Annotated in this window: 7 protein-coding genes and 1 pseudogene; 5 read left to right on the top strand and 3 right to left on the bottom strand. The window is 59.8% G+C overall.

The window, feature by feature from the left end:
• Positions 1 to 236 precede the first annotated feature (236 nt).
• Together DYL61_RS22615 and DYL61_RS22610 are read left to right on the top strand one after the other, a co-directional pair.
• On the top strand, positions 237 to 578 hold the full coding sequence (locus tag DYL61_RS22615) for a zinc ribbon domain-containing protein YjdM (protein WP_027617845.1): 342 nt from the start codon (positions 237 to 239) through the stop codon (positions 576 to 578).
• Between the two features lie 159 nt (positions 579 to 737).
• Entirely contained in the window at positions 738 to 995 is a 258-nt protein-coding gene (locus tag DYL61_RS22610; protein WP_017735021.1) for a PA4570 family protein, read from the top strand.
• Between the two features lie 181 nt (positions 996 to 1,176).
• Here DYL61_RS22610 and DYL61_RS22605 read toward each other — a convergent pair whose 3' ends face one another.
• Positions 1,177 to 1,794: a BamJ family beta-barrel-assembly machinery protein gene (locus DYL61_RS22605; RefSeq protein WP_017477811.1), complete on the bottom strand. Its 618-nt coding sequence runs from the start codon at positions 1,792 to 1,794 to the stop codon at positions 1,177 to 1,179.
• A 208-nt stretch (positions 1,795 to 2,002) separates the two neighbouring features.
• Here DYL61_RS22605 and DYL61_RS22600 point away from each other — a divergent pair, with 208 nt between their 5' ends.
• The 3 genes and pseudogenes from DYL61_RS22600 (at position 2,003) to DYL61_RS31950 (ending at position 9,783) form a co-directional block, all read left to right on the top strand.
• Complete coding sequence (locus DYL61_RS22600; RefSeq protein WP_135310173.1) at positions 2,003 to 7,693, top strand: membrane-targeted effector domain-containing toxin; 5,691 nt, start codon at positions 2,003 to 2,005, stop codon at positions 7,691 to 7,693.
• Positions 7,603 to 8,928: pseudogene (locus tag DYL61_RS31955) on the top strand (methyl-accepting chemotaxis protein); the annotation flags it as partial. The gene DYL61_RS22600 and the pseudogene DYL61_RS31955, both read left to right, overlap by 91 nt.
• Positions 8,920 to 9,783 (top strand): methyl-accepting chemotaxis protein, encoded by an 864-nt coding sequence (locus DYL61_RS31950; protein WP_420825087.1) that lies wholly within the window; start codon positions 8,920 to 8,922, stop codon positions 9,781 to 9,783. The pseudogene DYL61_RS31955 and the gene DYL61_RS31950, both read left to right, overlap by 9 nt.
• Before the next feature lie 613 nt (positions 9,784 to 10,396).
• Here the strand turns inward: DYL61_RS31950 and DYL61_RS22590 are convergent.
• Both DYL61_RS22590 and DYL61_RS22585 read right to left on the bottom strand, forming a co-directional pair.
• Positions 10,397 to 10,759 (bottom strand): glyoxalase superfamily protein, encoded by a 363-nt coding sequence (locus DYL61_RS22590; protein WP_135310171.1) that lies wholly within the window; start codon positions 10,757 to 10,759, stop codon positions 10,397 to 10,399.
• Between the two features lie 29 nt (positions 10,760 to 10,788).
• Positions 10,789 to 12,252, bottom strand: coding sequence for an N-acyl-D-amino-acid deacylase family protein (locus tag DYL61_RS22585; RefSeq protein ID WP_135310170.1), 1,464 nt, complete (start codon positions 12,250 to 12,252; stop codon positions 10,789 to 10,791).
• Between the last annotated feature and the right edge of the window lies 1 nt (position 12,253).

Below are 12,253 nucleotides of genomic sequence, written 5' to 3'. Positions count from 1 at the left end.
TCTGTCTGAAGCACCGCAGAACCAGGGTTTAGGGCGGCTTCGCCCCCCAGCGCGGGGCAAGCCCGCTCACTACAGAAAGCCGCTCATCTGCTGTTTCCTTAACTGACTGGCATTAGGGCTTGCCCCCTCCCACATTTGGTTTGGATTGCCAATTCAAGATCGTGCCTGCCCTGCCCCGCCACAAAACCCTATATAATGTGCGCCCTTTAGCCATCCCTGACTCTCAAGGAGCCTTAGTGAGCACGTTGCCACCCTGCCCAAAATGCAATTCCGAATACACCTACGAAGACGGCGCCCAGCTGATCTGCCCGGAATGCGCCCATGAGTGGTCCGCCAATGGCGAGGCCGAAGCGGCCAGCGATGAAACCGTGAAGAAGGATTCTGTGGGCAACGTCCTGCAGGACGGCGACACCATCACTGTGATCAAGGACCTCAAGGTCAAGGGCACTTCCCTTGTTGTGAAGGTCGGCACCAAGGTCAAGAACATCCGCCTGTGCGACGGCGACCACGATATCGATTGCAAGATCGACGGAATCGGCCCGATGAAACTCAAGTCCGAGTTCGTACGCAAGGTCTGAATCTGTTGCCTCCATCCCGCGCCCGCCGCGGGATGGCGTTTCGCCCTCTACGTTGACCCCGCGCAATGTCCACACAGAAAATCCCATAAACCGCCAATAGGCACTTGCTATTCTACGAATAAGAATTATTCTCATTGAAACTTATCAAGGAGAACGACCATGACTTATTTGATAGATGCCTGGCTGGACCGGCCACACCCTTACCTGCGGATCCTGCATAGGGAAACCGGTGAAGTCTGTGCGGTGCTGGAAGAGGAAGCGCTCAATGAGCTGCAAGACCAGGGCGACCTGGACGTGAATGGCTTGAGTTCGAGTGAACCTGGGGTGTTGAAGGAAGTGGTGCGCAATCTGTTTCTGTTCTGCTACGCCCGAGCGTTGCGCCCGGCCACTGAGCTGCATGGCAAGTTCCATCCATGAGCCAATCCGGTGGAAGCGAACTTTACGTGGGAGCGGTCTTGTTGTGGCGAGGGAGCTTGCTCCCGCTCGACTGCGCAGCAGTCGTAAGCTTTTAGGGGCGCTTCGCACCCCAGCGCAAGCAAGCTTGCTCGCCACTACAAGCCAGCGCCCACATAAAGTCAGGCGCAGCTACCAGCAGGTCTTACAGAACGTCGAGCAACTCGACGTCGAACACCAGAACGCTGTGCGGCGGGATGCTGCCAACGCCTTGAGCGCCGTAAGCCAGTTCGCTCGGCACGTACAGGCGCCATTTGCTGCCGGCATTCATCAATTGCAGGGCTTCGGTCCAACCGGCGATCACGCCGCCAACCGGAAATTCCGCAGGCTGGCCGCGCTCGTAGGAGCTGTCGAACACAGTGCCGTCGATCAGGGTGCCGTGGTAGTGAGTACGCACTTGGTCTTCACGGGTCGGCTTGGCGCCGTCACCGGCAGTCAGCACTTCGAATTGCAGGCCGGAAGCCAGGGTGGTGATGCCGTCGCGCTTGGCGTTTTCAGCCAGGAAAGCCAGGCCTTCACCTGCAGCCGCTTCTGCCTTGGCAGCCGCTTCGGCTTGCATGATTTCGCGGATCACCTTGAAGCTGGCGGCCATTTGTTCCTGGTCCACACGGCTTGGCTTACCGGCGAAGGCGTCGGTCAGGCCGGCCAGGATCGCGTCCAGGCTCACGCCCGGTGGCGGGTTGTCGCGCAGTTGGTCGCCCAGTTGACGGCCAATGCCGTAGCTGACGCGGGTTTCGTCGGTGGACAGATTAACTTCGGACATAACAGGCTCCGCTGTAGGGCGGCACGGAAATACCGGCAAGAACACCGAGTTTCCCTTGCCATCCTGAACTAAAGGGGCCCGCAGACTAGCACAGAACATTGCTCGTTGATGAGCCCCGCACCTCGCCGCGCTCTACCTATCTACAGCCGCGTCACATCCCCCTCCTCTCAAGCTGAGGATTCATTTCATCCTCATGGGGGCTGTGCCGATGAGCACAACGAACATCCAACCTGCTGCACCCTCGCTCCAGACACTCCAAGCCCATCTGCTGGAAATCGACCCTACCCTGCGTAGCCGTACCCAGCGTCCGGTCACATTGCCGCAAACGCTGCAGGATCTGGAAAAACTCAACACCACCCTCATGCATGCCAACGCGACGTTGTTCACCCAGTCCCACGCGCTGTATCAAGACTTGAATCAAGCCGATCTCACCTCAGAGGCTGGAAAAAAACGCCTCGCCGACCTCCCGGGCAAGCTCACACACCTAGAGGAAACCAGCACCCTCGAGGGCCAGAGCCGCAAGGCGTTCATGAGCGTGGCCGCCGGCAGCGCCGCACTGGAACAGGAGACCAGGCTCAACGTCAGCGACCACCTGCTGGACCCGTCGGATCAACGCATGGTCGAAGACTGCGCTCTGGGGCCAGAATTTCGTCCCGGCATGTACGCCCTGACATTCACCTACCAGGACAACACCGTCGAATTCGCAGGCGCCTTTGTACTTACCCGACAAGCCAGCCCCGTGGTGACCAGCCTGACGACCAGCGACAATACCGGCCCGGCCCTGCTCTTTACCCCGTCCCGTGGCTTGGAAGCATTTGCATCGTTGCGCGAACTGGATCACAGCCTGCTGACGATCCTGTCCACGCCGCCTGGGCATGCGGAATTTGTCCGGCACTTGCCCTTGCGTTACCAGGCACTGGATGTTGCCGGGATCTGGCCGTTGGAACTGCAACCCATCGAGCAACGGCCCCTGTTCGAACATGCCTGGAATGCCATCCTCGACAAGCGTCGCCAGGACGTCGAGCGCGCGCTCGAATTGACCCACGACGTAGACCAATTAATCGCCGCCCTGGACAAAGCACTGGCCGATGCAATGCCCGACCTGACGCTACGCCTGGACTTACGCGGGCAACGGCTGCTGGAACGGGACTTGTATAACAGCCTGCCAGACTGGTATCGAAACGCCACCATCGAACAACAATCGGCGTTGGTGCAACAACTACGTGTTTACAACCAGGCACGCCAGCGGTTTATCGATGGGGTTGGCCCAGCCGCGACCCCGCATTCATTGGCGCATTTTCAGTTGGTGGAGCAACTGGCCGATGAGTTGGATATCCACGACCTGGACCCTGACCAACTAATCGTCACCACCCGCCGCACAGTCCCCGATGTCGGTACTTACGAACAACGCCACAGCCTGACCGAACTGAGCCTGAGCGGCCTGCATACCGATGATGGGTTACCGGGCTCCGCCTTTATCAAACATACCCAGCTCACCTATGCGGGGGCAGCCTTGACGGCCGCGCACGCCGAGCTGACAACTGCCAGCCTGCTGACACTGCTGCAAGGCCTGCAACCGCGCCTGACCTTTGCCAACGCCCAGAAAGCCATGCAGACCAAACCGATCGTTCGTTTGGCCGCCCGCGACATGCTGGACCAACGCCTGGTGACCCTGGCCCTGATCGCCCGGCGCCAAGGTCACTTGAGCCCGACCGACCATGCCCTGTTCGTACAATTGCGTGAACAGCCCCAGCAGCACCTGCGTGCGCACACCGTTTCCCTCCATGGCGCCCAGCTCAAGGACTTGTGGCTGCTGCGCGACGAAGACGCCACCGGCACTACCAGGCGCCTGATCCTGTGCACGCCACAGGCGCCCCGCGCACAACAGTTTGTGGCATTCAACAGTGAGCGTGAATGCCAGACGCATATCCTCGGCTGGGCCGATGGCAACGCCCAGCCCATGGGCGACTATTTGATGGACCAGGTGCCGCTGCGCTTCCGGGCGAAAATGGCGGTATTTCTTCGCGCATTAAGTTTCAAGCCCGATGCCAACGAGCATCTCGAAATCACCTTCGGCACTTCCTGTAGCCATACCGAATGCCTGGACGCCATGGTGGTACACCTGCTCGACCGCCAGCTCGTGGACGATTATCAACATGGCACACCGCCGTGGTACCACGCGGCCTCGGCGGTGGACCGAACTCGCCTGGTTACCCTCAGCGATGACGCGGTCGGCGCGCTGAACACCTACAACTCACAGCCTGATTCTGAAGCGAGCTTCAGCCGTTTCGAAACCTTCCTGCACGACAACGCCAGGCTCAGCCTCAATACGCTGTTGGGCCGCCCAAAAAACGATGTAGACCCGGACAGCGTGTTTGCCTACGCCCCCAAGACCTTGCTCGGCCCCCCGCCGCTGCCGCTGTCCTACACCCAGCTGTACCGTGACGGCTATGAAGACGGCATCGGTTTCCTGAATGAGAAATTCTCTGCAAGTGCGACCTTTCGTGGGCCTCCCGGTGTCGATTTGACTGCGCTGACTGCGCAGAACGTTGCCCGTTCGGTAACCGGCGTATGGATCGGCCAGCGCTATACCGACGAGGTGCGCAAACGCCTGCAAGCGGTGGACAGCCCTGGCTACGTCGCTCGCCGGAACGCAGTCCTGAAAATTACCCAATTGCAGATGAAAAGCGCGGCCCTGGAGTCGCGGCTGCAAGGCCACATCGCCAGTCTCGACCTGGCGTGGCTGGAACGTGCCATCGATAGCCTGGGCGATACAGGGACCCCATCACGCAACACCTATCAGGTGCATCGCCTGTCCATTGATGGCGATTGGGTCGCAGGCTGCTACCTGTTCCGACATGCCAGCTATCCCGTGCTGCTCTATACCCCCAACGCCCCGGATGGCGTCGGCTTTCGTGAAGCCCGGCTGTTCAATTACCTGGTGAAAAAAGATAACGGCCTGCTGGCGTACTTCAACGAACGCGTACCGGTGCAATCCCAGACCCGCGTCAGCCAGTTCCTGCAAAGCGCCAAGAAGGGCCTGCCCGATGACATCAACCGCAGCACTCCCAGCCCAGCGCGTCACGACGCCATCGTACACGCGATGCCACTGACAGACCTGCGCCACGACCTCTACAACATGCGCCTGCAACGCAAGATCGACGATGTGCAGGCAACCACGGTCAACCGTACGCAAATGATCACCGGCATCGTGTGGACCTGCGTGGAATGGGTCACTGCCATTGCAACCATTCCCTTCCCGGCCTTGAGCCTGAGCCTGGGCGGGCTACTGGCATTCAAAGACGCCATGCTCGCCCTCAGCGCCTACTACCAGGGCGACAAGAATAGTGCCTTGCAGCATTACATCGGCTATCTGGCCAACCTCGGCGGCGCCCTGCTGTTTGACTTGCGCCCAGCGCTCACAGGCCCGTTCAACACGCTGTCGCCCGCACGCCCGATGATCAGGACGGGGCGCCACGCCGTGGACACGGCCAATCTCCAGCACCTGCAAAGCCGCGCCCCCGAGCCCATGAAACCGGTGATATTCGAAGGTCAGCCCCTCTGGACACCTCAAACCCCAGACGCTCTGGGCCGGCATTTGCTGTACCGACGCGACCCGGCGAGCGGACAAATGCTCTCCACTGGACGCCTGGTCAATCAGGAAGCCGAGGGGCGTTGGGTACGCTCAGGCATCGCCGGAGGTGGCCGCAAAAAATACCAACCTTTGGTCGAAGAAGCTGACAGCGCCTTGGCGATCTACGAGACACCCGCCGACCAGAGCAAAACTTTCAGGGCCCTGCTCGACCCGGGTTTCAAGGCACGGATCAGTCATGACTGGGAAGCCTCCACCGCACCAGTGGCTCAAACCATTGCCCATGAGCAGCTACGGCCGCTGCGCGCCAGCTATAACCGCCAGGTAGAAAAGCTCATCCAGGACGCCAACACTTTCTTCCAGGCGCCACCCGCGCTACCTGCCAGGGCGGCCATAACTCCGCTACCGGCACAGGCGCCCCCCGCGGAACTGCTTGAAACCTTGCTCGGCCAAAACAAGCGCCTGGTCATCGGGGCACCCAACACGTCCATCGCCAGCAAACAGTTGTTGATCGAAAACATGCAAGCCGTGGCCGACCTGGGGGTCAAGCGCCTGTACATCGAAAACATGCCAGCCGACCTGTTTCGCAACAAACTGGCGATTATCAACCGGCAAGCCGAAGGCAACATCGCACCAGCGCTGTTGCACATCGAAGACCATCTGGCACGGGTCGATCTGGCGATGGGCTACACCCGCTCTGCGCCCTTCACCTATCGCAACCTGATGCTGCGAGCGCATCAATGCAATATCGAGGTGGAGGGATTGGACGTGGCCAGCAGTTACCACATGGAGCATCTGCTGGCGCTGAGTGACGGCGAGCGTTTTATCCCTCGAAACAGCCGCGTCAGAAACTTCTATTCGCACAAGGTCATCGAGCGCAATGCTGCGAAGAACCCGGGTGAAGGCTGGATAGCCCTGGTGGACCAAGACCGACTGGGTACCTATGAGCAGATTCCCGGCCTGCCGGATCTGCAAAACACCTTGGCGTTGCGGGTTGAAGATGCAGCACCGGGTCAGCCGGTGGGCGTCGCGATCGACACCTTGCCGGCCGGGTTGTCTCGCGGGCACTACACACTTGCATTGTCGACGCCCCATCACATGCGTCTCAGGCCCGGGACGGCGCAAGCATCATCGACCGCTGTTGGCGCTACGCACTACAGCGAGTTCGATATACCAGAGGCCTTGCGCAATGATATCCGGCACCTGGACGCTTCCCACCGTGGCCTGGATACCCGCTATTCGATGCGAGACGAAAGCCCGCACAAAGCCGCATTCAATGAGTTCGTGCGTACTCGCCAACGACTATTGCAACGCGCCGAGACTTTTTTGGCCGGCTACACACCACCGCCGCGCCCGTCCCTGGCTCACTTTGCCGCAGCCACCAGCGAGCAGAATTTTATCGAGCGCGTCTATCAGCAAAAGCTCGGCCTGGTGATTGGCGAAGCCCACACGGCGTCATCGAGCAAGCAATTCTTGATCGAGCATATGAAGCTGTTAAAAAAGCAGGGCGTCCAAACGCTTTACTTCGAGCATTTGCTGACCGACCTGCATCAGCATGAGCTGGATATCTTCCACAAACGCTTGAAAATGCCGGAGGACCTCAAGGCCTATCTGAAACGGCAGGACGGGGGCCATATGCTCAACTACCAAGGGCCCCATACCTTCACGAATGTAATCAAGGCCGCCAACAAATACGGGATTCGGGTACGGGCGCTGGATTGTACGGCCAGCTACAACGTCAAGGGTGCACGGGGAGCCAGCCCACGCAATACGCTCTTCAGTTACTTCGCCAACGAAGTGATCAAGGCCGACCAAGCCGCCCATGGTCCGCATAAATGGGTGGCGCTCATGGGCAGCGCGCACACCGATATCAATGAGCGGGTACCCGGAATCGCCCAATTGCAAGACGCGGTCAGCCTGCATGTACGCGACGCCGCGGCGTCCTCGGCGCGCTTGTTGAAACCTGGAGGCTGGGTCGTCGATGAGTTCACCACGCTAGCCTTGTACAGCGACTTCACCTTGGAAATCGGCATCCCCGGCAGACCCTTCATACGCCCGCCCGCCCCTCCCAGCCGCGCAAGTCTGCGCACCAAGGGGCAATTTCTGATCGAGCACCCGTCCGCCAATGAAACCAACCTGGTGCACCATTCCAATACGGGCGACATCGTCGTCACACCGATTCAGATCGACGATAAAGGCCAGTTTTTCATTGATCGATGGCCACAGCTTCGAGACCAGCGCTTTCTGCTGCAATCCCAATTGATAGAAGCGCTCAAATTCCAGATCCACCTGACACCTGTGCCCTAATCACCCCGTGCACGCTGTCCGGCCCGCACAGCGGGTCGGGTTTTGTTACAAAGAACCGGACAAAAGGCATTTCAGATTCAGTCTCCGCCGCCGATATGGCCCTGTACACCTCGGCTGGCTCAAACAACAACACCGCCCAGCATTCAGATTTAACTTTCGCGGAGCTTTCGATGAACAGCTGGTTCGGTAACATCAGCGTCAACCTCAAACTCGGCCTGGGCTTCGGCCTGGTGCTGGTTCTCACCTCGATCCTGGCCCTCACCGGCTGGACCAGCCTGAGCGGCCTGATCGACCGCAGCAACTGGATGAGCGACATTACCCAGCTCAATTCTGCCCTGACCAAACTGCGTGTAGCACGCCTGCAATACATGCTGGCCAACGGCGACGAAACCACGGCGCAGAACGTACAGACCAACCTTGATGCCTTCATTGCTCAACAGCAAAAACTGCTGACCACCTTCAAGAGCCCGGAAAACCTCAAGCTGCTCAATGAGCAAAAGGCAATCATTACGGCCTACCAGCAGTCCTTGAACAAAATGCGTGAGGCCTACCGTAATGGCAACACAGCGCGACAAGCCATGGGTGACAAGGCCGACATCGCCAACGCCCAGATCAGCACGTTGGAAGCCGGCGTCAAACAGCAGTCTGACAGCTCGGAGCACCTGGCCCAGTTCCAGGCGGTGGCCGATGCCAAGATGCAGTTCCAGCTGTCTCGCTATGAAGTGCGTGGGTACACCGGTAACGTCAACCCGGATACCGAAGCCCGCGCCGCCGCACAGATCGAAAAAACCATCAACGGCTTGAAAGACCTCAGCGCCGTATTCGGCGCCAGCCAGCAGAGCGCACTGACGTCGCTGGAAACCGCCCTGGGTGCCTATCGCACCGCCGTGCAGAATTACAAGGCGGCCAACGCCGATATCGTCACCGCCCGTGCCGAGATGACGAAACAAGGCAACGATATTGTCAGCATCAGCGAACAGCTCTACGACATTCAGCTTGACCGTCGCGATGCCGAAAGCGCCCAGGCCCGCAGCCTGCAATTGATCAGCACGTTGCTGGCCCTGCTGGTGGGCATCATCGCCGCGCTGGTCATCACCCGCCAGATCACCCGTCCACTGCAAGAAACCCTGGCCGTGGTGGAGCGCATTGCTTCCGGCGACTTGAGCCACAACATCCAGGTCACCCGTCGCGATGAACTGGGCGTGTTGCAACAAGGCATCCAGCGCATGGGCACCACCTTGCGTGAGTTGATCAGCGGTATTCGCGACGGCGTGACCCAGATCGCCAGCGCCGCTGAAGAACTGTCAGCCGTGACCGAGCAGACCAGTGCCGGTGTGAACAGCCAGAAGATCGAGACCGATCAGGTTGCCACGGCCATGCACGAAATGACTGCCACCGTGCAGGAAGTCGCACGCAACGCCGAGCAGGCCTCCCAAGCCGCTTCCGACGCCGACGGCCAGGCCCGTGAAGGCGACAAAGTGGTCGCTGAAGCCATCGCCCAGATCGAGCGCCTGGCCGCCGAAGTGGCACGTTCCACCGACGCCATGTCGCACCTGCAACAAGAGAGCAACAAGATCGGCAGCGTGATGGATGTGATCAAGGCCGTGGCCGAACAAACCAACCTGCTGGCGCTCAACGCCGCGATTGAAGCCGCGCGTGCCGGTGAAGCCGGCCGGGGGTTTGCCGTGGTCGCGGACGAAGTGCGCGGCCTGGCGCAACGCACGCAAAAGTCCACCGAGGAAATCGAAGGCCTGGTAGCCGGTTTGCAGAACGGCACCCAGCAAGTGGCCACGGTGATGAACAACAGCCGCAGCCTCACCGACAGCAGCGTCGACCTCACGCGCAAGGCCGGTCTGTCCCTGGAGAACATCACCCGTACGGTGTCGAATATCCAGTCGATGAACCAACAGATTGCAGCAGCGGCCGAACAGCAGAGTGCCGTGGCGGAAGAGATCAGCCGCAGCATTGTGAATGTGCGCGATGTGTCGGAGCAGACCGCAACGGCGAGTGACGAGACGGCCAAGTCGAGTGTGGAGCTGGCGCGCTTGGGCAGCCAGTTGCAGCAGATGGTCAGTCATTTCCGGGTGTAGGACCTGGAAATCACTGTGGCGAGGGAGCTTGCTCCCGCTGGGCTGCATAGCGGCCCCAGTATTTCTGGGAGAGCTTCGCTCTCCAGCGGGAGCAAGCTCCCTCGCCACAGGCAAACTTAGACATACTCGGCCCTCCGTGAGTTGGGCCTTACCTCCAGCGCACTTACCGGAACACGTGGGCCTTCGGAAGCAGGTCATCGCTTCCAGTGAGGCGGCCGGGCTTTGGTTCCTCCCGCATAAATCCGGCACGGATTACTAGCCCGTGGCGTTCGGTCCATAATTCCGCGCGCATACCCAGCCACCTGCAAAACGACATACTTGGAACGGGGGCGATACTAACCAACATCCTGAGCGAAGGTGTGACAGAGGACGAAAAACACGTGGTTTAGACCGACTGATTTATTGCAATTTTTTGCCGTGATTTTGCAGCAGGGAATGGCAAAGGCAGCTAAATAGATCCGGCCGTGCTCTAACCTTGCGAAAAACGATAACCGGCATTAGTATCTCGTCACAGGTCATCGCTTCCAGTGAGATAGCAACCCCAGCCACTAACTGGGCTTGCAATAAAAAACCGCCCTACTAAGGCGGTTTTTTATTGCCTGCGATTTACCCCTCAGCCCTCCTCAACAAACACCACCCGATTCCCAAACGGGTCCTTGATGCTCATCTCCCGCGAGCCCCAAGGCGTGTCCTCAACCCCAGGCTTGGCATACCGGTAATCCTTGGCCAACAACTGCTGCTGATACGCCTCCACCCCTTGCGCCTGAATCCGTATCGCCGCACCCGGCGACGCATCGCCGTGATGCTCGGACAAATGCAGCACGCACTCGCCCAACGACACCTGCACATACAACGGGAAATTCGCCTCGAAACGATGCTGCCAATCCACCGTGAACCCCAGGAAATCGACATAGAATTCCAACGCTTTGGCCTCGTCGAAAATCCGCAGGATGGGGATAACTTTTCCTAAGTGCATGGCAACCGCTCCGTTGTTGAGAGCGCCCACTATAGGGACGAAAAACCCCGACGCAAATCCCCGCTGCGCGCCAGGAAGCGGCCCGGTCGCTGACCGTTCGCCTGGCCTTCGCTGTAACTCAACACGCCGTTGACCCAAACACCGTCGATGCCTTCCGCCGCTCGCTGGGGCTCCTTGAAGTCCGCTACATCGCGCACGCGCAAAGGATCGAACAGCACCAGGTCAGCCCAATGCCCTTCGCGAATTTCGCCACGCTCGGCCAGCCCGAATCGCGCCGCCGACAACCCGGTCATCTTGTGCACAGCGGTATGCAGAGGAAACAACCCCACGTCCCGGCTAAAATGCCCCAACACCCGTGGAAACGCGCCCCACAAGCGTGGATGGGGAAACGGGTCTTCCGGCAACCCATCCGACCCCACCATCGACAGCGGATGCGCGAGGATGCGTCGCACATCGGCCTCATCCATGCCGTAGTACACCGCCCCCGCCGGTTGCAGGCGGCGTGCAGCATCCATCAGCGAAACGTTCCACTCGGCGGCAATGTCCTGCAAGTCGCGCCCACCCTGTTCCGGGTGCGGCGTCGACCAGGTGATGGTGATACGAAACGCGTCAGTCACCTGCTTGAGATCCAATGTCGAAGAACTCGCCGCATAGGGGTAACAATCACACCCCACCGGATGGTTTTTCGCCGCCGCCTCCAACGAAGCCAATAGCTGCGGACTACGCCCCCAGTTCCCCGCACCGGCACACTTGAGGTGGGAAATGATCACCGGCGCCTGGGCATGCCGACCAATCAGGAATGCCTCGTCCATCGCTTCCAGCACCGGTTCGAACTCACTGCGCAGATGGGTGGTGTACACCGCACCGAACGCGGTGAGTTCCTCACTGAGTTGCAGCACCTCATCGGTCTCGGCATTGAACGCACTGGCGTAGGCCAGGCCTGTGGATAACCCGAGGGCGCCGTCTTCAAGACTCTCTTGCAGTTGCCTGCGCATGGCGGCGATTTCATCCGGCGTTGCAGTGCGGTGCAGGTCGTCCATATGGTTGCTGCGCAGTGCCGTGTGACCGATCAATGCGGCAACGTTGACCGCTGGGTGAGCGCTTTCCACCGCCGAGCGATAATCCGCGAACCGTGGATAAGTGAATGCCGCACGCGAGCCCAGCAGGTTCATCGGGTCTGGTGGATCGCTGCGCAAACTCACCGGCGATGCGCTGATGCCGCAATTGCCCACAATCACTGTGGTCACGCCCTGGCTGAGCTTGGGCAGCATCTGCGGCTGACGAATCACCACCGTGTCATCGTGGGTGTGCACGTCGATAAACCCAGGTGCCAGCACCCGACCGGTGGCGTCGATTTCATGCTCGGCCGTGGCCGTCGACAAATCACCGATTGTCTCGATGCGCCCCGCACGCAACCCCACATCGGCGACATAGCCGGGTGTGTTGCTGCCATCAATGATCAGCGCGTGGCGAATCAGCGTGTCGTACTTCATC

This window comes from Pseudomonas nabeulensis, from assembly GCF_004682045.1.
Lineage (GTDB): Bacteria > Pseudomonadota > Gammaproteobacteria > Pseudomonadales > Pseudomonadaceae > Aquipseudomonas > Aquipseudomonas nabeulensis.
The sequence above is the reverse complement of the archived record's forward strand: the minus strand, read 5'-3'. Positions and strand labels throughout refer to the sequence as shown.

Coding starts and splice junctions, on each gene's coding strand:
- DYL61_RS22610 (WP_017735021.1), top strand. CDS start 738: ATGACTTATTTGATAGATGCCTGGCTGGACCGGCCACACCCTTACCTG.
- DYL61_RS31950 (WP_420825087.1), top strand. CDS start 8,920: ATGGGCACCACCTTGCGTGAGTTGATCAGCGGTATTCGCGACGGCGTG.
- DYL61_RS22605 (WP_017477811.1), bottom strand. CDS start 1,794: ATGTCCGAAGTTAATCTGTCCACCGACGAAACCCGCGTCAGCTACGGC.
- DYL61_RS22585 (WP_135310170.1), bottom strand. CDS start 12,252: ATGAAGTACGACACGCTGATTCGCCACGCGCTGATCATTGATGGCAGC.
- DYL61_RS22590 (WP_135310171.1), bottom strand. CDS start 10,759: ATGCACTTAGGAAAAGTTATCCCCATCCTGCGGATTTTCGACGAGGCC.
- DYL61_RS22600 (WP_135310173.1), top strand. CDS start 2,003: ATGAGCACAACGAACATCCAACCTGCTGCACCCTCGCTCCAGACACTC.